The following is a 21,130-nucleotide window of genomic DNA, read 5'->3' on the forward strand; positions in this document are numbered from 1 at the left end:
GGCGGCTGCGCGGTGCAGCCTCTGTCATGCCAACCAAGGAAAGAGCCCTCCCATGAAAGCCATACAAGTTGCCGCCCCTGGCGGTCTGGACCGTCTGCAACTGGTCGACCTGCCAGCGCCTGCAGCACCCCGCGCCGGAGAGATCCAGGTGCGCCTGCACGCCAGCTCGCTCAACTACCACGACCTGGCCATTGCCGCCGGGCGCTCGGCCACCGCTGATGGCCGCATCCCCATGGCCGATGGCGCCGGTGTTGTCACCGCAGTGGGTGATGGCGTGACCGAATTCGCCGTGGGCGATGCCGTGGTGTCCTGCTTTTTCCCGCTGTGGCAATCGGGCAAGCAGGTGCCCTCCACCTTTGCCACCGTGCCGGGCGACGGCGTGGACGGCTTTGCGCGCGAGCAGGTCACCATGGCGGCCACCGCCTTCACCCATGCCCCCAAAGGCTATACGCATGAAGAGGCCGCCACCCTCACCACCGCCGGCCTCACCGCCTGGCGTGCGCTGGTGGTTGACGGCCGCATCGAAGCCGGGCAAACCGTGTTGGTGCTGGGCACCGGCGGGGTGTCGATCTTTGCACTGCAGCTGGCCCATGCCATGGGCGCCAAAGTGATCGCCACCACCTCCAGCGCCGCCAAGGCCGAGCGGCTGCGCGCCCTGGGTGCTGATACGGTCATCAACTACCGCGACCAGCCCCAATGGGGCGATGCCGTGCTGCAAGCCACCGGCGGGCGCGGTGCCGACATCGTCGTGGAAGTGGGTGGCCCGGCCACCTTGCCGCAGTCCATCCGCGCCTGTGCCCCCGGCGGCCATATCGCTTTGATCGGCGTGCTGACCGGCTTTGCCGGCGATGTGCCCACCGTCGAGCTGATGCGCAAGCAGCAGACCTTGCAAGGCCTGATCGTCGGCAGCCGCGAGCAGCAGCAAGACCTGGTGCGCGCGCTGGACCATTTGCCGCTGCGCCCGGTCATCGACAGCCGCTACCCGCTGGAGAAGATGGCCGATGCCTTTGCACACCAGATCAGCGCGCAGCACTTTGGCAAGATCTGCCTGCATTGGTAAGTGGCAGCGGCGGGGCGGCGCCGTGGCGACTGCCCCTGCTTCAGCATGAAAAAACCGCCCCAGGCCTGAGCCCGGGGCGGTTTTTTTCATGGCGCGTGAAGACGGTCAGTCCAGCAGCGATATATCGCGCACCGCACCCTTGTCGGCCGATGTCACCAGCTTGGCATAGGCCTTGAGCGCGGTGGACACCTTTCGGGGACGGGGCTTGGCAGGCTTCCAGCCCAGCGCATTTTGCGCTTCGCGGCGCTTGGCAAATTCCTCGTCGCTCACCAGCGCATTGATAGTGCGGTTGGGGATGTCGATCAGGATACGGTCGCCGTTTTGCACCAAACCAATGGCACCGCCAGCGGCAGCTTCTGGCGAGCAGTGGCCAATCGACAGGCCCGAGGTACCGCCAGAGAAGCGGCCATCGGTCAGCAGCGCGCAGGACTTGCCCAGGCCCTTAGACTTGATGTAGCTGGTGGGGTAGAGCATCTCTTGCATGCCGGGGCCGCCCTTGGGGCCTTCGTAGCGCACGATCACCACATCACCGGCCTTGACCTTGTCGCTCAGGATGTTTTCCACGGCCTCGTCTTGCGACTCGACCACATGGGCCGAGCCTTCGAACACCAGGATCGAGTCATCGACGCCGGCGGTCTTGACCACGCAGCCATCCAGCGCGATATTGCCGCGCAACACCGCCAGACCGCCCTCTTTGGAGAAGGCGTGTTCGTACGAGCGGATGCAGCCTTCGGCGCGGTCCAGATCCAGGCTGGGCCAGCGCGTGCTTTGGCTGAAGGCCACCTGGGTGGAAATGCCGGCAGGGCCTGCCATGTAGAAGGTGCGCACGGCCTCGTCTTCGGTACGCACGATGTCCCACTGGTCCAGCGCGTCCTTCATGGTTTTGGCATGCACGGTGGGCGCATCGGTGTGCAGCTTGCCGGCGCGGTCCAGCTCACCCAGGATGGCCATGATGCCGCCAGCGCGGTGCACGTCTTCGATGTGGTACTTGTTGGTATTGGGGGCCACCTTGCAAAGCTGCGGCACGGTGCGCGACATGCGGTCGATGTCGGTCATCGTGAAGTCGATTTCCGCCTCTTGCGCAATCGCCAGCAAGTGCAGGATGGTGTTGGTGGAGCCGCCCATCGCGATGTCCAGCGTCATCGCGTTCTCGAAGGCCTTGAAGCCCACGGCGCGTGGCAGCAAGGTGGCTTCGTCTTGCTCGTAGTAGCGCTTGGCCAGGTCCACGATCAAACGGCCTGCGCGCTTGAACAGCTGCTCGCGGTCCGAGTGTGTCGCCACCACGGTGCCATTGCCTGGCAGGGCCAGGCCCAGTGCTTCGGCCAGGCAGTTCATCGAATTGGCGGTGAACATGCCCGAGCAGGAGCCACAGGTGGGGCAGGCCGAGCGCTCGACTTCGGCCACATCGGCATCGCTCACATTGCTGTCAGCGGCCATCACCATGGCATCAACCAGGTCCAGCTTCTTGATCTGGATCGTCTTCGTGCCGTCTGAGTTAGGCACGGCCAGGCGCACCTTGCCCGCTTCCATCGGGCCACCCGAGACAAAGACCACGGGGATATTCAGGCGCATCGCGGCCATCAGCATGCCGGGGGTGATCTTGTCGCAGTTGGAGATGCAGACCATGGCATCGGCGCAGTGCGCGTTGACCATGTATTCGACCGAATCGGCAATCACCTCGCGGCTGGGCAGCGAGTACAGCATGCCATCGTGGCCCATGGCAATGCCATCATCGACGGCGATGGTGTTGAACTCCTTGGCAACGCCGCCTGCCGCTTCGATCTCGCGGGCGACAAGCTGGCCCAGGTCCTTCAAGTGCACATGGCCTGGAACGAACTGGGTAAAGGAGTTGACCACCGCAATGATGGGCTTGGAGAAGTCGTCGTCTTTCATGCCGGTGGCACGCCACAAAGAGCGGGCACCAGCCATGTTGCGACCAGCGGTAGAGGTTTTGGAACGGTATGCGGGCATCGTGGTGTACGAATCAGTAAACAATAAGAATGCGGCCTGTCTTGCAGGGTGCGGGCCTGGGCATGCCCCAGGGCCAGCGGGCAAGTTGGCGAGAACCTCTTGAGTGCACGCCGATGTGAGCGCTGATTATGGCGCAGCCAGGCAAAAGACGGAGACACTCGGGTTCCAGCCAGACAAGCGGGTAGGGGCAGAAAAAAACCGCCTGGCAGGCGGTTGACCTGGGGGAGCGGTGGCGCCCGGCTCGCCCATCAGCCCACAGAGCAGCGGCCTGTCAACGGCGGCGGCGGGCCGATTGGCCCATCGCGTCTCGGGCCTTTTGCAGGCGCTGGGCCTTTTTGCGGTCTTCCTGCTCCATGGCCTTGCGCTTGGTGTAACCCGACCAGTCGGCCCAGGCCCACCACAACACGGCCAGGCCAAAAGGCGCCAACACCAGGGTCCAGGACCAGGACGTCACCGGGCCGATCTCCAGGTACTTCAGCAATAACAGAATGATCCCCAGGATCAGAAAATACATGGTCTCTCCATCCGCTTTGGCCGCTTATTTATATGTCGGAGGCGTAAAGCCCGTAAAGAATGCAAACTTGTGGAACATCCAGGCATCGCCGCAGTCCTATGCAGCGAGCCATTAGAATTAATGTACCTCATGCGCTAAGGAGATAACACGATGAACCGTATTCTGATTGCCACGGCACTGGCCTTGTCGGCCAGCGCACCTGCGTGGGCTGATCAGGCATTGGCCCAATCCAAGAACTGCATGGCTTGCCATTCGGTGGATAAAAAAGTGGTGGGCCCCGCATTCAAAGATATTGGCGCCAAATTTGCCGGCCAGCCCGGTGCGGCCAACGTGCTGGCCCAAAAGATCATCAAGGGCAGTGCCGGCGTCTGGGGCCCCGTGCCCATGCCTGCCAATACCCAGGTCAGCGAAGCCGATGCCAAGAAACTCGCCGACTGGGTGCTGACCCTCAAGTAACCCCGGCATCGCATGCAGGTCGGGCCCCAAGCTGCCCATGCAAAAAAGCCACCTTGCAAGGTGGCTTTTTGTTGGCGGGTGCAGCAGGGAGCTTAGAAGGTATTGCGCGGTGGCTCTACCAAACGCATGCGGTCCTCGATCTGCCCCAGGTAGGCCGCATTGCTGTTGTCCGACTCCTGGGCGCGGGCGACCAGATGGGACTCCAGCTCGGCCAGGCGGGCCAGCAGCACCGATTGGCCAGCGGCATGCTGGCTTTCCAGCACCTGGCGCAGCTCGGTAAAGCGCGAGGCCTCGGCCTTGTCCGCCAGCTCACGCTGGGCGGTCATCTCTTTGTTGTGGCGGCGGGCCTCCAACATGACCGAGCCTTGCAAAGACAGCACATAGGCGATAAAGATCACGCAAAGCAAGACGGTCAGTGCCAGCATCAACACGCCCAGCGGGGCGTGGATGGTGGTCAGACCCAGATTGACCTCGGACGGCGTGGACAGCACCTCCCAATTGAGGGCCGCCAAGCCGCCGATGAGCACGGCGATGATGAGTAGAAGAATGCTGCGCATAGTGGAATTTGATGGCAAGAGTGGAATGCATAAACCTTAGCACGATCCATGCGGCACTGCTTGTCAGCCAATGCTGGCATTGTTTCGCCCAGCTTTCTCAGGAGTTACAAGAACTTGGCGCGCCGGAACGCACCAGCGCGCCCCTTGTTGCCTCGTAACGATCAGTGCGTATCGGACAGCTGATCGAGAATAGCGGGATTCTCCAGGGTGGAGGTGTCCTGCGTGATCGCCTCGCCCTTGGCAATGGAGCGCAGCAGGCGGCGCATGATCTTGCCCGAGCGGGTTTTGGGCAGGTTGTCGCCAAAGCGGATGTCCTTGGGCTTGGCAATGGGGCCAATCTCCTTGGCCACCCAGTCGCGCAGTTCCTTGGCAATCTGTTTGGCTTCCTCACCGGTGGGGCGCGAGCGCTTGAGCACCACAAAGGCGCAGATGGCCTCGCCCGTCATATCATCCGGGCGGCCCACCACGGCGGCCTCGGCCACCAGGTCGGTCTTGGACACCAAGGCCGATTCGATCTCCATCGTGCCCATGCGGTGGCCCGAGACGTTCAGCACATCGTCAATGCGACCGGTGATGCGGAAATAGCCGGTCTTGGCATCGCGCACGGCGCCGTCACCCGCCAGGTAGATGCTGCCGCCCATCTCCTCGGGGAAATAGGCTTTCTTGAAGCGCTCGGGGTCGTTCCAGATGGTGCGGATCATCGAGGGCCAGGGCTTGCTGATCACCAGGATGCCGCCGGTGCCGTTGGGCAGCTCCTTGCCGGTCTCATCCACGATCTGGGCCATGATGCCGGGCAGCGGCAAGGTGCAAGAGCCCGGCACCAGCGGCGTCGCGCCCGGCAAGGGGGTGATCACATGGCCGCCGTTTTCCGTCTGCCAGAAGGTGTCGACAATCGGGCAGCGCTCACCACCAATATTCCGGTAGTACCACATCCAGGCTTCCGGGTTGATGGGCTCGCCCACCGAACCCAGAATGCGCAGGCTGCTCAGGTCCCAGTTGCGCGGGTGCACCTTGTCGTCCGAATCGGCCGCCTTGATCAGCGAGCGAATCGCCGTGGGTGCCGTGTAGAAGATGGAGACGCGATGACGCTCAATCATCTGCCAAAAGCGCCCGGCATCCGGGAAAGTCGGCACACCCTCAAACACCACCTGGGTGGCGCCAGCGGCCAGCGGGCCGTAGGCAATATAGGTGTGGCCGGTGATCCAACCAATGTCGGCCGTACACCAGAACACATCGCTGGGCTGGAGGTCAAAGGTCCACTCCATCGTCATCTTGGCCCAGAGGATGTAGCCACCACTGGCATGCTGCACGCCCTTGGGTTTGCCGGTGGAGCCGCTGGTGTACAGAATGAAGAGCGGGTGCTCAGCATTCACCGGCACCGGCGCGCAGTCCTTGCTTTGGCCGGCCAGCGCCTCGCCAAAGCTCAGGTCCCGGCCTTCCACCTTGTTCCAGGCTGTCTTGGTGCGCTCAAACACCAGCACCTTCTTGACCGTGTCGCAGCCGCCCATGGCCAGCGCGTCATCCACAATCGATTTCAGTGGCAGTTCCTTGCCGCCGCGCATCTGGTAGTTGGCGGTGATGATCAGTACCGCGCCCGCATCAATGACACGCTCATTGACGGCCTTGGCCGAGAAGCCGCCAAACACCACCGAATGGGTCGCGCCGATGCGCGCGCAGGCCTGCATGGCCACAATGCCCTCTACCGTCATCGGCATGTAGATCAGCACCCGGTCACCCTTTTGCACGCCCTGGGCCTTGAGCGCATTGGCAAAGGCGCCCACGCGGTCCAGTAGCTCCCGGTAGGTGATCTTGCTGACCTGGCCATCGTCGGCTTCGAAGATGATGGCGTTCTTGTTTTCTACCGGCGTACCGATGTGCTTGTCCAGGCAGTTGGCGCTGACATTGAGCTCGCCATCCTGGAACCACTTGAAGAACGGCGGGGTGCTCTGGTCCAGCACTTCGGTGAAAGGCTTGGTCCACTGCACGTGCTCGCGCGCACGCTCGGCCCAAAAGCCTTCAAAGTCAGACTCCGCCTGCGCGCACAGCGCCCGGTAGGCCTCCATGCTGCCCACGCGTGCGGTGGCGGACAGGCTGGCGGGTGGGGGGAAAACGCGGTTTTCGACCAGAACGGATTCAATCGTTCCTTGGGCTGGGGCTGTCATGGGTTGTCTCCTTTGCAAACATTGTAGGTATGAAAATCGCTGCTACTGTGGACCGGCGCACTTACAAGCGTCTGACAAGACGCCACCTGCCGCCACCCACAGCGATAGGCAAAACCAACCACCAATGCCGGGCGAGGAATTTTGCCAATCACCCCCCTGCAGACGCAGGGCGCTGGCTACAATGCGCGACGCTCTTTTTGCGGCATTTCCGCACGCGCTGAGCCAGCATCCGGACAGGCTGGCACCGACCTCAGCGATGGACGGCCAAACCACAGATTCCAAACCTGCTGCAGGGCGCTCTCTCCACTACCCCCTCCACCATGTCTCTCCCTCAAAACGCCCCTCTGCGCCCCTTGCCGGCGCTGATTTTTGCTAGCCGCTGGCTGCAGCTGCCGCTGTACCTTGGCTTGATCGTCGCCCAGCTGGTGTATGTCTGGCATTTCCTGGTCGAGCTGCTGCACCTGGTAGAAGCCGCCTTTGGCAGCGAGAAGGCCCTGCGCATTCTCGTCACCGCCGTGGGCTACTCACCCGATGTCCAGATCACCGCCCTCAACGAGACCATCATCATGCTGGTGGTGCTCGGCCTCATTGATGTGGTGATGATCTCCAACCTGCTGATCATGGTGATCGTGGGCGGCTACGAAACCTTTGTCAGCCGCATGCACCTCAACCGCCACCCGGACCAGCCCGAATGGCTGGGGCATGTCAATGCCTCGGTGCTCAAGGTCAAGCTGGGTCTGTCCATCATCGGCATCAGCTCCATTCACCTGCTCAAGACCTTTATCAATGCGCCCAACTACAGCGAGAAGGTGCTGATGTGGCAGACCATCATCCACGTGGTGTTCCTGCTTTCTGCCCTGGCCATTGCCTGGACGGACCGCATTCTGCACCCCATAGGTGCGTCTCATAAAGACACACACTGAAACCGCTACGCCGCTGTCACCTCCCAGCCCCGCCCCAGAGCGGGGCTTTTTCATGGTTGTGGCACTGACAGCCACGGGCGGAAAACTCCTACACCTCCCGCCATATTTTTCATTTAATGGCAGCCATTTGCCTGCAAAAAGCAGCATCACTACAACAAGCAACACCATCGGTCGGCAAAATAGAAATCAGACCCTTTGCACTGCAAAACTTTCCTCAAATTGTAACCATGTGTGAAGTTATTGGAAAATCTCTGCACCGCCGGATCCGACCATATTTGGTTTTTTGATGCTAGAAAAAAGATAGCAATCCCAAAAAATAGCGGGGCAAAAGGGCCGGTTCCAAGCCTTAATTAGCCCGGATGAAACCCTGTTTCTTTGACTTCTATATTTCCAATAAGTATACTTATCGAATGTTTTACAACCTGCAACGCAGGTAATCCGTGCCTTTCTGACAGGCGCGGATCGTCTCCGTCGGGTCTTTGGCAGCACGCCAAAGTCCGTCAACAGGCCGGATTGCCCCGGCCCTGATGCCCCGGCGTGGTGGCCTTCTTACAGTGCCCGCCCCGCTCGCGTGATTGGAACCATTAGGTTGCAATGCGCACGAGAGACCCTGTCCCTGGCTCGACCCTGAGGCCCCGCGCTTCTGGCATGCACGCCCGGTTCAGGCAGAAATTGTTGGTCACATTGTGTGTCCCGCCCACGAGGGCTTGCCATGGTTGTCGCTTTTGCACAGCCGGGCGCAGCTATCGGCATCAGGGTTGAGAAATGACGGTCCCGTGCTGGACGACGCCCTTTGAGGGCGTCTTCAGCGTTGTAGCCACTACAACCCAGGGAGGAGCCAAGCATGGCCAAACAAATCCGTATCGAGCACGTTTTCAAGGTGTTCGGAGATTCCCCCAAAGCCGCGCTGGACTTGGTACGCCAAGGCGCCAGCAAACAAGAAATCATGGAGAAGACCGGCAACTCCATCGGCGTGTTTGACGCCGATTTCACCATCGAAGCCGGTGAAATCTTTGTTGTCATGGGCCTGTCGGGCTCGGGCAAATCCACCTTGGTGCGCATGCTCAACCGCTTGATCGAGCCCACCAGCGGCGCCATCGTCGTCGATGGCCAGGACATCAACCAGCTCTCCGACAGCAAGCTGCGCGCGCTACGACGCAAAGACATCTCGATGGTGTTCCAGTCGTTTGCACTGATGCCTCACCTGACCGTGGTCGAGAACACCGCTTTCGGCCTGGAACTGGCAGGCGTAGCCCGCCAGGAACGGCTGACCGCTGCCGAGCAGGCGCTGGAGCAAGTCGGCCTGGCCGGCTGGGGCGCGAGCTACCCCGATGAGCTGTCTGGCGGCATGCAGCAGCGGGTGGGCCTGGCCCGGGCGCTGGCATCCGACCCCTCCATCCTGCTGATGGACGAGGCCTTCTCGGCGCTGGACCCGATCATCCGCACGGAGATGCAGTCCGAACTGATGCGCCTGCAAGAGATCAAGCGCCGCACCATCGTCTTTATCTCGCACGATCTGGACGAAGCCATGCGCATCGGCGACCGCATCGCCATCATGAAGGACGGCATGGTTCAGCAAGTCGGCACGCCCGATGACATTCTGCGCAACCCCGCCAACGACTATGTGCGCGCCTTTATCCAGGGCGTGGACGCCGCAGCGGTGTTCAAGGCGGCGGATATCGCGCGCCGTGCGATCACCATCGTCAAGGAAAGCGACCAGCGCGGCGCGCGTGCCGCCATGCAGCTGCTGCAGGACGAGGACCGCGACTTTGCCTACATCGTCTCGCCCCGCAAGCAGTACCTGGGCACCGTCTCCACCGAATCCTTGCGCAACGCTTTGAAGGGCCACGTCGGCCCCCTGGGTCTGCAGCATGCCTACCTGGACAAGGTCGAGCCGATTGCAGAAGACGCCCTGGTCGCCGACCTGTTTGGCCAGGTCGCGCAAGCGCCCTGCCCGCTGCCGGTGCTGCGCGCCGATGGCCGCTTTGTCGGCGCGATCAGCAAGAACACCTTGCTGCGCTTCCTGGACCGCGACACGCCGCCCGTGCCGCCCACGGACCCGGCCGTGATTGCCTTGCAGGCCGCCAGCCAGGCCGCAGCCACAGAGGCTGCCAACACCCATAACAACGACAACAGGAGTGCCGCATGAGTACCGACCAGACCATGACCATCGCGCAGAACACTGCCGCTGCAGACCCTTGGGCCGATACGGCCTCGAGCGCATCAAGCGCTGCCACCGCTTGGACCAACACCGACGCAGCCAGCGCCCCGGCCCAAGCTGCCGTAAGCGATGACCCTTGGCAGGCTGTCGGCAATGTCTCGGGCAACACCGACTGGCTGGGCGGCCCCGATGCGGTTGGCCAATCGGCAGACGCCGCACAGTCCGCGGCCCAGCACGCCCAAGCCGTGCATGACAGCGGCTTTCAGCTCAACCAGCTTTGGGACGGCAGCCTGCCCGTGCAGGACTGGATCAACAGCGGCCTGACCTGGGTGGTGGCCAATTTCCGCCCCTTCTTCCAAACCGTGCGCGCGCCGATTGACGCCACGCTCACGGGGGTGGAGCATTTTCTGACCGCCATTCCCATGCTTGCAATGGTGACCATCCTCGCGCTGATTGCCTGGCAATTTGCCGGCGGTGCCCTGGCCGTTGGGGCCGTGGTGTCGCTGCTGGTCATCGGCATGCTGGGCATCTGGCATGAGGCCATGGTCACCCTGTCGCTGGTGCTGACCTCGCTCGCCTTCTGCATCATCATCGGCCTGCCGCTGGGCATCTTGCTGGCCAGCAGTGACCGCGCGCAGAAGTTCTTCCGCCCGGTGCTGGACGCCATGCAGACCACCCCGGCCTTTGTCTATTTGGTGCCGGTGGTGATGCTGTTCGGCATTGGCAATGTGCCTGGCGTGGTGGTGACCATCGTCTTTGCCTTGCCCCCGCTGGTGCGCCTGACCAACCTGGGGATTCGCCAGGTGCGGCCTGACCTGATTGAAGCCAGCCGCGCCTACGGTGCCTCGCCCATGCAATTGCTGTGGAAGGTGCAGCTGCCGCTGTCCATGCCCTCGATCATGGCCGGCATCAACCAGTCGCTGATGCTGTCGCTGTCGATGGTGGTGATTGCCTCGATGATCGCCGTGGGCGGTCTGGGCCAGATGGTGCTGCGCGGTATCGGCCGCCTGGACATGGGCCTGGCAACGGTGGGCGGCCTGGGCATTGTGCTGCTCGCCATTCTGCTGGACCGCATCACCCAAGCCATGGGCCAGCCAAGCCGTGGTGCGCGCCACTGGTGGCAAACGGGCCCGGCCGGCATCATTGCCCGCAGCCTGAACAAGCCCCAGGCCAGCCCCGCGCCACAGCCCCAGGCTCAGCAAGCGGTAGCCACGCAAACAGGCCAGAACGCAGTTCCTGCCGCCTGATGCACCCGCCAAGCACCGCCCCCTGGCAAAGGGGCTGCGGTGCTCGGCGCACTCTCTTCTTGGCGGCGCGCGCTGCGCCCCGTCCAAACCCAGAACAAGGAGCACGCATGACATTCACCACCCATTCCTGGCACGCCTTGGCAATGCCTACCCGCATGGTCAAAAGCCTGCTGACCACCAGTTTGCTGGCTGCCGGCCTGGCCGCTGCCGGCCACGCCCTGGCCCAAGATCTGCCTGGCAAGGGCATCAAGGTCCAGCCGCTGCAAAGCTCGATCGCCGAAGAAACCTTCCAGACCCTGCTGGTCAACAAGGCCATGCAAAAGCTGGGCTACGAGGTGCTGCCCATCCGTGAAGTCGAATACGCCACCGCCCACGTAGCAATTGGCAATGGCGACGCCACCTATATGGCCGACCACTGGGACCCGCTCCAGGCCGACTTCTACAAAAACGCCGGCGGCGCTGACAAGCTCTACCGCGAAGGCGAGTACTCGACCAGTGCCGTGCAAGGCTATCTGATCGACAAGAAAACCGCCGACGCGCACAAGATCACCAATATCGAACAGCTCAAGGACCCCAAGATCGCCAAGCTGTTTGACACCGATGGGGATGGCAAGGCCGACCTGACCGGCTGCACCCCCGGCTGGGGCTGCGAAGGTGCCATCGAGCACCAGCTGACCGCCTACCAGCTGCGCGATACCGTCACCCATGTGCAAGGCACCTATGCCGCGCTGATGGCCGACACCATCTCCCGCTTCAAGGCCGACAAGCCCATCCTGTACTACACCTGGACGCCCTACTGGGTCAGCGCCGAGCTGCGCCCGGGCCGCGATGTGGTGTGGCTGCAAGTGCCGTTCACTGCCCTGCCGGGCAACCAGGCAGATCTGAAAACCGCCCTGCCCAATGGCAAGAACTACGGCTTCCCGCTCAACACCCAGAAGATCGTCGCCAACAAGAAATTTGCCGAGGCCAACCCCGCTGCCGCCAAGCTGTTTGCCACGATGAAACTGCCGGTCTCGGACATCAACGCCCAGAACCTGGCGATGAAGGACGGCCAGAACAAACCCGCCGATATCGAGCGCCACGCCGACGGCTGGATCAAGGCCCACCAGGCCGAGTTCGACGGCTGGATCAAGACCGCACTGGACGCCGCCAAGGCGCAGTAATCCTGCTGCCGCAGGCAGCCGGCTTGCCGATGGCCGGCGCCTGTGCAGCGCATCGCGGCATGCCAAGCCATGCCAAACCATGCCGAAGGGACGCAGCGCCAGCGCTGCCACCCCCGACCCCAGCAAGCGGACACCAGACCATCCGGCCTCACCGGCCGGGTCTGGTTCCGCCTTGCCCCCGGGCTCCCATGTTCCCTCTCGGTGCGCGCCTTGCGCATCGCCGTTTCAATCCAAGGAGAAGACCATGACCTATAAAAACCACCTCAATCGCCCCCTTCATCTGGCTTGCGCTGCCGCCATCTCGCTGATGGCCTGGGGCCCCGTCGCCCAGGCGCAAGACCTGCCCGGCAAGGGCAAGGATGTGCTGCCCCTGCTGGGCACGGTGGACGAGGAGATGTTCCAGACCCTGATCGTCTCGCGCGGCCTGGAAAAGCTGGGCTACAACGTCAAGGAGCCCAAAGGGCTGGAGAACGGCACCGAGCACGTCGTGGTCGGCCAGGGCGATGCCACCTTCATGGCCAACCACTGGATTCCGCTGCACCAGGAGTTTTATGAGCGCAATGGCGGCGCCAAGGTCTTCTACCGCGAAGGCATGTTCTCGACCAATGCCGCCCAGGGCTACCTGATCGACAAGGCCACGGCCGAGAAGTACAAGATCACCGACATCATGCAGCTCAAGGATCCCAAGATCGCCAAGCTGTTTGATACCGATGGTGATGGCAAGGCCGACCTGACCGGTTGCAACCCCGGCTGGGGCTGCGAGCTGGCCATCAACAAGCACCTCAAAGGCCTGGGCCTGGAGGCCAGCGTGACCCACCGCCAGGGCAACTACGCTGCGCTGATTGCCGACACCATTGCGCGCTACCAATCGGGCAAGCCGGTGCTCTACTACGTCTGGACCCCCTACTGGGTCAACGGTGTGCTCAAGCCCGGCACAGATGTTGTCTGGCTGCAGGTGCCCAATGTGCCCAATGCCAAGGGCGATGAGGACACCCGCCTGCCCAATGGCAAGAACTACGGCTTCAAGGTGAACAACCAGTACATTCTTGCGAACAAGAAATGGACCGACGCCAACCCGGCCGCCGCCAAGCTGTTTGCCACCATGCAAGTGCCCATTGAAGACATCACCGCCCAGAACCTGCTGATGCGCAATGGCGAAAACAAGGCCGCCGACATCCAGCGCCATGTGGACAGCTGGATCAAGAACAACCAGGCCAAGTTTGACGGCTGGGTCAAAGACGCGCTGGCCACCAAGTAAGCCTGGCCCCACCGCAACCGGTCGACCAAAACCCCGAGCCCGCTAGCCAGCGGGCTTTTTTGCGCCCATTGCGCGCCCAAAAACTACAATACCGGCCAAACACCAACGATGCCCCATGCCCCACCCCTGCCTCAGTTGCGGCGCTTGCTGCGCCAGCTTTCGCGTTGATTTTTCCGTCCATGAATGCGACAACAACGGCGGGCGTGTGCCCTCTGGCTTGGCCGAGGCGGTGAACGACTTTACCTGCCGCATGCGTGGCACCGACTATGCCCGGCCGCGCTGCGCCGCCTTGACCGGCACCATTGGTCAGCAGGCGGCCTGCGGTATCTATGAATGGCGCCCCTCCCCCTGCCGGGAGTTTGCGGCCGGCAGCGAAGCCTGCAACAAGGCGCGTGTGCGCCATGGCATGCAGGCACTGGAAGGTGGGCTGTACTAGTCTGCGCCCCAGCATCGGTGGTTACAGCGGCGCAATGCGCACCACCGGCGCACTGGCCGTCTCGATGGACATACGCAGCGGCAGGAACTGCGCAATCACCGCCATATTGCTGTGCAGATGCTCGGTCGCCTCGCTGCAGCTAAAGGCCGCCGGCTGGCCGCTTTGCCACACGGCCAGCGCCTGCAGCAGCAAGAGCTGATCGGCCAGGTGGGCACACACGGCGGCATCGGGCTTTTTCTGGTAATCGCGCAGCGCTTGGCAGAGCTTGCGCGCCACCGCTTCGGACGAGACCCCATGCGCCCCCAGGCACCAGAACAGCTCGGTCACATGCGCGTAGCGCAAGGTGGCCTGCAGCAGGTTGCCCGGGCCCTCTTCCTGGCTCACGGGCAACAGCGCCATCGCGCGCCGGTCCCAGCCAGTCAGCCGCGCCAGCTCATCAAACTCGCGCATCGCCACGCCACGCGGGACCGCCGCGCAAACGGCCTCCACCGCCACATCCTCCAGCATGCCGCGCGCCAACAGGTCAAAAGGCTGCAGCCCTTGGGCGGCGGGCGTGATGCTGGCCAGCGCCTCGCCCCCACCCGCAGGGTAGAAGCCAAAACGGCGCAGCCGCATATCCAGCCCCGCACCCATGCGCGCCACCAAGGGCGCATAAGCACGCTCGACAAAGTGAAAATTGGGCGCCAGCGGGTTGTGTGTGCCTCCGCTCACCAGCACAGAGCTGGGGGCATCCGCCATCAGCAAGGCCGGCAACACCGTCTGCAGCACCAGCATCGCGCTGCCCGCGCCCGAGATCGGGAACTGGTAGTCCCCCGCCTTGAGGGTGGCAGGCGCAAACTGCAGCGCCGTCACGCCCGCGCCGACCGGCGATACCTTGGCGTCGCTGATCGTCTGCGCCGCTTGCACACAAGCCAAGTGCTGGCGCATCAGCCCCGGCTTGGACCGTTTGGCCCGGATGCTGTGCATCGCCAGTGGCCTTTGCGTGATGACCGACAGCGCCAGCGCCGTGCGCAGCATCTGGCCGCCGCCTTCGCCTTGCGAGCCGTCGATTTCGACCAAGCCCTTTTCTTCTAATAAGGTTGCAACTTGCATTGGAATGGTTTCCCTCTCTCTGTGTTCTTCTTCTGATCTACTTGGATGGGCTCAGTGGCCGGGCAGTGCAGCGCCCATGGTGACGCGCGGATAGCTTACTACCCGGCAGACGCGATGCACGCCGGGGCGCAGCTCCAGCTCGCGCCGCAGGATGCGGTCGATGCGCGGCGCCCAGCTGCGCTCCAGGCTCAGCGCTTCCAGCTGTGCATGCGCTGGCTTATCGCCAAACTGCACCCACCACCAGGCGAGGGCCTGCGCTGCCAGGCAACGCAGATCCGGAGCCTTGGCCTGCAAGGCTGCATTCACGCGAGCACGTGCCGACGCATCGGGGCGGGCACGCCATAGCGCACGCAAGGCCTCCATCTCAGCCGCATCGCAATGGCTTTGGCGCCAGGCGCGGTGCCGTGCACGGCAGTCCTTGCAGCGGCTGGCACTGGCATACAGGTTGCCTTGCACTTGCTCGCACCACCACTTCTGGTCTTGGGCGGTCCATACACAGGCGGCACCGCAGTCACAACAGCTGTAGCTGATATCCACGTAGTAACCCACATGGCAAAACGATTGCCCATGGATCAGTGCCAGAAGCTGCGTATCTGCAGCCAAGGCTGCATGCGGCATGGCCGGCAGCAGGGCCGCCTTGCGCTGCTGCTCCATACGGCCCCAACGGCGCTGCTTGATCTCTGTCTTGCGTTGCTTATTGCTCTTCATCACCCTTCTCCTCAGGGTTACGGCCTCTCGGCCGCCCCCTTTCCTACCCCTTCACACACACCACCTGCTTGAGCGTGTACACCACCTCCACCAGGTCACTCTGCGCCGCCATCACCGCATCGATGTCCTTGTAGGCCATGGGGATCTCATCGATCACGTCGGCATCCTTGCGGCATTCGACGCCTTCGGTGGCCCGCACCTGGTCCTCGATCGTGAACAGCTTCTTGGCCTTGGTGCGGCTCATCGTGCGACCGGCACCGTGGCTGCAGCTGTTGAAGCTCTCGGGGTTGCCCTTACCGCGCACGATAAAGCTCTTGGCGCCCATGCTCCCCGGGATGATGCCCAGCTCACCTTGGCGTGCGCTCACCGCTCCCTTGCGGGTCACAAACACCTCCTGGCCAAAGTGCGTCTCGCGTTGCACATAGTTGTGGTGGCAGTTCACGGCCTCCAGGTGCGTCTCGAAGGGTTTGGTGATCACCTTCTTGAGCGCGTGAATCACGCGGACCATCATCACCTCACGGTTGGCGCGCGCAAACTTTTGCGCCCAACCCACCGCTTTGACATAGTCCCCAAAGTAGGCCGCGCCTTCTTCAAAGTAGGCCAGGTCCTTATCGGGCAGGTTGCGCTGGTGCAGCTCTGCATCCTTCTTGGCCAGCTCGATAAAGTGGGTGCCGATGGCATTACCCACACCGCGCGAGCCCGAGTGCAGCATGATCCACACCGCCTGGTTTTCGTCCAGGCACACCTCGATAAAGTGGTTACCAGAGCCCAGGGTTCCCAGGTGCTTGTAGTTGTTGGTGTTCTTGATGCGCGGGTGCGCCTCGCAGATCTCCTCGAACTCTTTCACCAGCACCGTCCAGGCGGCATCGGTTTCCTCAGGCGGCGTCTCCCAGCTGCCCTTGTCACGGCCATAGCGCTTGGGCGTCATACCAACAGGCACAGCCCGCTCGATCGCAGCGCGGATCGGCGCCAGGTTGTCGGGCAGATCGCTGGCCGTCAACGTGGTCTTGCAGGCCATCATCCCGCAACCCAGGTCCACCCCCACCGCTGCCGGAATGATGGCCTTGAGCGTGGGCACCACCGATCCAATCGTGGCACCAATCCCCAAGTGCACATCGGGCATCACCGCCACGTGCTTGAACACCACCGGCAGACGCGAGATATTGGCCAGCTGGTTCTGGGCCGCGGCCTCCACCGGCACGCCCTTGGTCCACATCTTGATCGGCACGCCATTGGGTACTTGCCGTTGTTCGTAGGACATGTTGTTCCCTGCTCTTTCTTCTGTATCTGTATGGGCTAGCGCTTCAGCGTTTTGGCCCCGTCCGGTGGGAAAGCAGGGTCCTCGCCCTGCTTTCCCCGACTCACGCCACGTGGCGCTTGCCATCTTATTTGCCAAAAGCGTGCCAACTCTGCCGACCCGCAAGAAATTTCCAACAAGTAGTTGATTTTTCTATATTTTTCAAAATATCCCCTGTCTGCATGCAGAAGGGATTCAGCAAAAATTTATCAAAATAACTAGCCATACTAGAATTAAAGATACGACATTGAAAGTGCGCCCTCATGAAACCCATCACCGTCATCGGCTTTCTCGGCTCCCAACTCGACAGCGGGCGCGGCGCAGGCCGCTGGAGCAAATGGCGGCCCTCGGTGGCCATCACCCAGCATGAAGACATGGTGGTGGCCCGCATGGAGCTGCTGTACACGCGCTCGCACATCGACCTGGCCCGGCTGGTGCAAAAGGACATCGCCACGGTCAGCCCCGAGACCGAGGTTCACCTGGTGGAGCTACCGATCCGCGACCCCTGGGATTTTGAAGAGGTCTATGGCGCGCTCTACGACTGGACCAGCAGCTACCACTTTGACAGCGACAGCGCCCAGTACTGGCTCAACATCACCACCGGCACCCATGTGGCGCAGATCTGCCTGTTTCTGCTGGCGGAATCGCGCACGATCCCCGGCGTGATCCTGCAGGCCTCGCCGCCCAAGCGGCAGGTTGATGGGGCAGCGGGCAACTATGCGCTGATCGATCTGGACCTGTCGCGCTACGACGCGCTGGCCACGCGCCATGCACAGGCCCAGCAAGATGCGGTGGCCTTTTTGAAGAGCCATATCCCCACGCGCAACCCGCGCTTTAACCAGCTGATTGCCGAGATCGAGCAGGTGGCAGGCCGTTCGCGCGCGCCCATGCTGCTAGTGGGCCCAACCGGCGCCGGCAAATCCTTTCTGGCGCGCCGCATGTACGAGCTGAAAAAGGCCCGCCACCAGATCAGCGGCGCCTTTGTCGAAGTGAACTGCGCCACCCTGCGCGGCGACAGTGCCGCCAGCACCTTGTTCGGCCACAAGAAAGGGGCGTTCACCGGCGCCGCCGCTGAGCGCGCGGGCCTGCTGCGCACGGCGGACCAGGGCCTGCTGTTTCTCGACGAAATCGGCGAGCTGGGCGCCGACGAACAGGCCATGCTGCTGATGGCCATCGAGGAAAAGCGCTTCTACCCCATGGGCTCGGACAAGGAGGTGAGCAGCGACTTTCAGCTGATCGCAGGCACCAACCGCGACCTGCGCCTGGAGGTCAGCGCCGGCCGCTTTCGCGAAGACCTGTTTGCCCGCATCAACCTCTGGACCTACAACCTGCCGGGCCTGGCCCAGCGCAACGAAGACATCGAGCCCAATATCGACCACTTGCTGGTGCAGCACGCCCAGCAAACCCACCGCACCGAGCGCTTCAACGCCGAGGCGCGCAAACGCTACCTGCAGTTCGCCCAAAGCCCGCAAGCGCTGTGGAGCGGCAATTTTCGCGATCTGCACGCCAGCGTGACGCGGCTGGCTACTTTGTCGACCAGTGGCCGCATCACCGAGGACCAGGTGGAGGCGGAGATTGGCCGGCTGCAGTGGCTGTGGAAGCGGCCGGAGGCTGTGGCTTCTTCTTTAGACAGTTCTGCTGAAGTGGCGTTGGAAGCGTTGTTGCCTGGTGATGCCATTGAGGCCATGGATTTGTTTGATCGGATGCAGTTGGTGTCGGTGGTGCGGGTGTGCCGGTCGGCCAGTAGTTTGTCGGAGGCGGGGCGGCAGTTGTTTCAGGCTTCGCGGGCGCAGCGGGCGGTGGTGAATGATGCGGATCGGTTGCGCAAGTATTTGCAGAAGTTTGGGTTGAGTTGGGATTTGGTTTGTGCTGCTCGTTGAGCTGGCTGCTCTTTGTTGAGGTCTTGGTTTATTTTTTAACTTCTGCTCTTCATTGCATGCTGCTGGCCGGATTTCGCCCGGCGGGCGAGGTACTTTTCTTGGCGACCAAGAAAAGTACCCAAAAGAAGGTCGCCCCTGCTGCTTGCGACCCTTCGCTTTGCGAAGGGCAACCTGTGTCGTGGCGTTTGTGGGGTGTGCCGCGAAACTCTCTACGCGCCAAGGCGCTCCGTTCGAACAGACGCGGCAAGCTAGTTCACGAAGCGCTGGCACTCTGCGGTGCCAGCGCCACCCCACAAACACCACGCCCCAGGCGCATGCAAAAGGGGAATGCGAACACCCCAACAGCCAAATACCAATGGGCCATCGCTACGCTCGGCCCCCCAAACAAGCCGAGCGCAGCGATGGCCTGCGTCTGCTCAGACCCCTTCTGAATGCGCCGAGGAGCACAGGGCATGGGCTGTGCAGTTGCACCGCAGAGTGCAACTGCTTCGTGAACTGACTCACCGCGTCTGTTTGAACGGAGCGCCTCTGGCGCGCAGTGAGTTTCGCGGTGCAGCCCATGCCCGAGCACCACAGGTTGCCCGCAGCGAAGCGAAGGGACGCAGTCAGCAGGGGCGGCCTTCTTTTGGGTACTTTTCTTGGCCGCGCAAGAAAAGTACCTCGCCCGCCGGGGCGAGACCCGGCCAGCAGCTGCTAGCTAAGCAAGCAAGCAAGCAAGCAAGCAAGCAACAAGATAAGACCCAATCGCACAGCAACCAAAAAAACAGACAGCAAGGATTTCCCACAAATCCTAAAATCCCCACCTTCACGCGCCGCAGCAGCAGCCAAAAAGCCGCCCAGCGCCACCCCAGCCACAACAAGCCAAAACCCGTGTCCCCTTTTGAATCCATTACCCGCCGCGAACGCGGGCTGCTGCAGCAACTCACTGCTGCCCAAATGACGATGATCGCCATTGGCGGCGCCATCGGCACCGGCCTCTTCATGGGCAGCGCCTTTGCCATCGGCTTTGCCGGGCCCAGCGTGCTCATCAGCTATGCCATCGGCGCACTCATCGGGCTGTTGCTGATGGGCTGCTTGGCTGAGATGACCGTTGCGCATCCCACCAGCGGATCGTTTGGCGCCTATGCCGAGCACTACCTCAGCCCGCTGGCCGGCTTTATGGTGCGCTATGCCTATTGGGCGGCTGTGGTGCTGGCGGTGGGGATGGAGGTCACCGCCGTGGGCAAGTACATGAAGTACTGGTTCCCCGAGGTCGAGCAATGGGTCTGGGTGGCGCTGTTCTCGGTCGTGCTGGCTGCCGTCAATGCCACCAGCGTCAAGGCCTTTGGGCAGATGGAGTATGTGTTCTCCATGGTCAAGGTCGTGGCCATCGTGGCCTTTATCCTGATCGGCGCCTATGTGGTGTTCGGCTCGCGGCCCGAAGGGGTGGGCTTTTCCAACTACACCGCCGACCGGGGCTTCTTCCCCAATGGCTGGTGGGGCACCTGGGTGGGGGTCATCATCGCCATCTTCAGCTACCTCAGCCTGGAGTCGATTGCCATTGCCGCCGGTGAGGCGCAGAACCCCCGCCAGGCGGTGACCTCGGCCTTCAAGACCACGGTGCTGCGCCTGGTGCTGTTCTACCTGCTGTCACTGGCTTTGATGCTGGCGATCGTGCCCTGGAGCCACGCCAGCACCGACAAGAGCCCCTTCGTCAAGGTGATGGAGATCGTCGGCATTCCCGGCTCTGCCAGCGTGCTCAATTTTGTGGTGCTGGTGGCCAGCCTCTCGGCGATGAATGCGCAGCTCTATGTCACCTCGCGCATGATGTTCAGCCTCTCGCGCGGCGGCTATGCGCCGGCAGCGCTGGGCAAGGTCAACAGCCGGGGCGTGCCGATGGGCGCCATCGCCATCTCCTGCCTGGGCATGGCGGTCGCCATGGTGCTCAACGTGCTCAAGCCCGATGAGTCACTCACCTTGATGATGTCGATCTCGATGTTCGGCGCGATGTTTGCCTGGTTCATGGTGTTTGTCACACATTTGTTCTTCCGGGGTCGCTGGCAGCGCGAGCATCCGGGCGAGCGCCTGCAGTTTCGCATGTGGGGCTTTCCGGTACTCAGCCTGTTGGGCGCGGTGCTGATGCTGGCCGTCATCATCACCACCTACTTCACCGATGTGTTCCACATGACGACTCTGATCGGCGTGCCCATGCTGCTGGTGCTGGCCGCTGTCTACCTGATCTGGTACCGCAAGCGCTGATACATTG

17 protein-coding genes are annotated in these 21,130 nt (G+C 62.5%); 10 read left to right on the plus strand and 7 right to left on the minus strand.

Features of this window, described 5'->3' with window-relative positions:
* Positions 1-52: 52 nt before the first annotated feature.
* Entirely contained in the window at positions 53-1,060 is a 1,008-nt protein-coding gene (locus tag M2375_RS08655; protein ID WP_259165205.1) for an NAD(P)-dependent alcohol dehydrogenase, read from the plus strand.
* Between the two features lie 105 nt (positions 1,061-1,165).
* Here M2375_RS08655 and ilvD read toward each other — a convergent pair whose 3' ends face one another.
* Together ilvD and M2375_RS08665 are read right to left on the minus strand one after the other, a co-directional pair.
* Positions 1,166-3,031 (minus strand): dihydroxy-acid dehydratase, encoded by a 1,866-nt coding sequence (ilvD, locus tag M2375_RS08660; RefSeq protein ID WP_259165206.1) that lies wholly within the window; start codon positions 3,029-3,031, stop codon positions 1,166-1,168.
* 271 nt (positions 3,032-3,302) lie between these two features.
* Positions 3,303-3,545 (minus strand): TIGR04438 family Trp-rich protein, encoded by a 243-nt coding sequence (locus tag M2375_RS08665; RefSeq protein ID WP_259165208.1) that lies wholly within the window; start codon positions 3,543-3,545, stop codon positions 3,303-3,305.
* Positions 3,546-3,695: 150 nt separating this feature from the next.
* On the opposite strand from M2375_RS08665, the gene M2375_RS08670 reads away from it, so the two are divergent.
* Positions 3,696-4,001, plus strand: coding sequence for a c-type cytochrome (locus M2375_RS08670; RefSeq protein WP_259165210.1), 306 nt, complete (start codon positions 3,696-3,698; stop codon positions 3,999-4,001).
* A 92-nt stretch (positions 4,002-4,093) separates the two neighbouring features.
* Here M2375_RS08670 and M2375_RS08675 read toward each other — a convergent pair whose 3' ends face one another.
* Together M2375_RS08675 and acs are read right to left on the minus strand one after the other, a co-directional pair.
* Positions 4,094-4,558: a LapA family protein gene (locus M2375_RS08675; protein ID WP_259165211.1), complete on the minus strand. Its 465-nt coding sequence runs from the start codon at positions 4,556-4,558 to the stop codon at positions 4,094-4,096.
* Positions 4,559-4,719: 161 nt separating this feature from the next.
* A complete protein-coding gene (gene acs, locus M2375_RS08680; RefSeq protein ID WP_259165212.1) occupies positions 4,720-6,720 on the minus strand; it encodes an acetate--CoA ligase in 2,001 nt (666 codons plus the stop codon).
* Between the two features lie 320 nt (positions 6,721-7,040).
* Between acs and M2375_RS08685 the strand changes: the two genes are divergently transcribed.
* The 6 genes from M2375_RS08685 to M2375_RS08710 all read left to right on the plus strand — a co-directional run bounded on the left by M2375_RS08685 (position 7,041) and on the right by M2375_RS08710 (position 13,908).
* Positions 7,041-7,643: a TIGR00645 family protein gene (locus M2375_RS08685; RefSeq protein WP_259165213.1), complete on the plus strand. Its 603-nt coding sequence runs from the start codon at positions 7,041-7,043 to the stop codon at positions 7,641-7,643.
* 844 nt (positions 7,644-8,487) lie between these two features.
* Positions 8,488-9,792, plus strand: coding sequence for a glycine betaine/L-proline ABC transporter ATP-binding protein ProV (proV, locus tag M2375_RS08690; protein ID WP_259165214.1), 1,305 nt, complete (start codon positions 8,488-8,490; stop codon positions 9,790-9,792).
* On the plus strand, positions 9,789-11,051 hold the full coding sequence (gene proW / locus M2375_RS08695; RefSeq protein WP_259165215.1) for a glycine betaine/L-proline ABC transporter permease ProW: 1,263 nt from the start codon (positions 9,789-9,791) through the stop codon (positions 11,049-11,051). The genes proV and proW overlap by 4 nt, the downstream gene beginning before the upstream one ends.
* A 155-nt stretch (positions 11,052-11,206) precedes the next feature.
* On the plus strand, positions 11,207-12,214 hold the full coding sequence (gene proX, locus M2375_RS08700; protein WP_404979296.1) for a glycine betaine/L-proline ABC transporter substrate-binding protein ProX: 1,008 nt from the start codon (positions 11,207-11,209) through the stop codon (positions 12,212-12,214).
* Positions 12,215-12,458: 244 nt separating this feature from the next.
* A complete protein-coding gene (gene proX, locus M2375_RS08705) occupies positions 12,459-13,472 on the plus strand; it encodes a glycine betaine/L-proline ABC transporter substrate-binding protein ProX (protein ID WP_259165217.1) in 1,014 nt (337 codons plus the stop codon).
* Positions 13,473-13,587: 115 nt separating this feature from the next.
* A complete protein-coding gene (locus tag M2375_RS08710) occupies positions 13,588-13,908 on the plus strand; it encodes a YkgJ family cysteine cluster protein (RefSeq protein ID WP_259165218.1) in 321 nt (106 codons plus the stop codon).
* A gap of 21 nt (positions 13,909-13,929) precedes the next feature.
* Here M2375_RS08710 and rtcA read toward each other — a convergent pair whose 3' ends face one another.
* The 3 genes from rtcA to M2375_RS08725 are packed head-to-tail and all read right to left on the minus strand — an operon-like array spanning position 13,930 to position 16,969.
* Positions 13,930-15,000 (minus strand): RNA 3'-terminal phosphate cyclase, encoded by a 1,071-nt coding sequence (gene rtcA, locus M2375_RS08715; RefSeq protein ID WP_259165219.1) that lies wholly within the window; start codon positions 14,998-15,000, stop codon positions 13,930-13,932.
* Positions 15,001-15,051: 51 nt separating this feature from the next.
* A complete protein-coding gene (locus M2375_RS08720; protein ID WP_259165220.1) occupies positions 15,052-15,708 on the minus strand; it encodes a zinc-ribbon domain-containing protein in 657 nt (218 codons plus the stop codon).
* Between the two features lie 43 nt (positions 15,709-15,751).
* Positions 15,752-16,969 carry an RtcB family protein gene (locus M2375_RS08725; protein WP_259165221.1) on the minus strand — a complete coding sequence of 406 codons (1,218 nt, stop codon included), beginning with the start codon at positions 16,967-16,969 and terminating at the stop codon, positions 15,752-15,754.
* 299 nt (positions 16,970-17,268) lie between these two features.
* On the opposite strand from M2375_RS08725, the gene rtcR reads away from it, so the two are divergent.
* Together rtcR and M2375_RS08735 are read left to right on the plus strand one after the other, a co-directional pair.
* Positions 17,269-18,885 carry an RNA repair transcriptional activator RtcR gene (gene rtcR, locus M2375_RS08730; RefSeq protein WP_259165222.1) on the plus strand — a complete coding sequence of 539 codons (1,617 nt, stop codon included), beginning with the start codon at positions 17,269-17,271 and terminating at the stop codon, positions 18,883-18,885.
* A gap of 870 nt (positions 18,886-19,755) precedes the next feature.
* The gene (locus tag M2375_RS08735; protein WP_259165223.1) at positions 19,756-21,123 is read left to right on the plus strand and encodes an amino acid permease; all 1,368 of its coding nucleotides are present in this window, start codon (positions 19,756-19,758) and stop codon (positions 21,121-21,123) included.
* Positions 21,124-21,130: the final 7 nt, after the last annotated feature.

The sequence above is a fragment of the Comamonas sp. BIGb0152 genome, assembly GCF_024809975.1.
Lineage (GTDB): Bacteria > Pseudomonadota > Gammaproteobacteria > Burkholderiales > Burkholderiaceae_C > Comamonas.

Coding starts and splice junctions, on each gene's coding strand:
- M2375_RS08655 (WP_259165205.1), top strand. CDS start 53: ATGAAAGCCATACAAGTTGCCGCCCCTGGCGGTCTGGACCGTCTGCAA.
- ilvD (WP_259165206.1), bottom strand. CDS start 3,031: ATGCCCGCATACCGTTCCAAAACCTCTACCGCTGGTCGCAACATGGCT.
- M2375_RS08665 (WP_259165208.1), bottom strand. CDS start 3,545: ATGTATTTTCTGATCCTGGGGATCATTCTGTTATTGCTGAAGTACCTG.
- M2375_RS08670 (WP_259165210.1), top strand. CDS start 3,696: ATGAACCGTATTCTGATTGCCACGGCACTGGCCTTGTCGGCCAGCGCA.
- M2375_RS08675 (WP_259165211.1), bottom strand. CDS start 4,558: ATGCGCAGCATTCTTCTACTCATCATCGCCGTGCTCATCGGCGGCTTG.
- acs (WP_259165212.1), bottom strand. CDS start 6,720: ATGACAGCCCCAGCCCAAGGAACGATTGAATCCGTTCTGGTCGAAAAC.
- M2375_RS08685 (WP_259165213.1), top strand. CDS start 7,041: ATGTCTCTCCCTCAAAACGCCCCTCTGCGCCCCTTGCCGGCGCTGATT.
- proV (WP_259165214.1), top strand. CDS start 8,488: ATGGCCAAACAAATCCGTATCGAGCACGTTTTCAAGGTGTTCGGAGAT.
- proW (WP_259165215.1), top strand. CDS start 9,789: ATGAGTACCGACCAGACCATGACCATCGCGCAGAACACTGCCGCTGCA.
- proX (WP_404979296.1), top strand. CDS start 11,207: ATGGTCAAAAGCCTGCTGACCACCAGTTTGCTGGCTGCCGGCCTGGCC.
- proX (WP_259165217.1), top strand. CDS start 12,459: ATGACCTATAAAAACCACCTCAATCGCCCCCTTCATCTGGCTTGCGCT.
- M2375_RS08710 (WP_259165218.1), top strand. CDS start 13,588: ATGCCCCACCCCTGCCTCAGTTGCGGCGCTTGCTGCGCCAGCTTTCGC.
- rtcA (WP_259165219.1), bottom strand. CDS start 15,000: ATGCAAGTTGCAACCTTATTAGAAGAAAAGGGCTTGGTCGAAATCGAC.
- M2375_RS08720 (WP_259165220.1), bottom strand. CDS start 15,708: ATGAAGAGCAATAAGCAACGCAAGACAGAGATCAAGCAGCGCCGTTGG.
- M2375_RS08725 (WP_259165221.1), bottom strand. CDS start 16,969: ATGTCCTACGAACAACGGCAAGTACCCAATGGCGTGCCGATCAAGATG.
- rtcR (WP_259165222.1), top strand. CDS start 17,269: ATGAAACCCATCACCGTCATCGGCTTTCTCGGCTCCCAACTCGACAGC.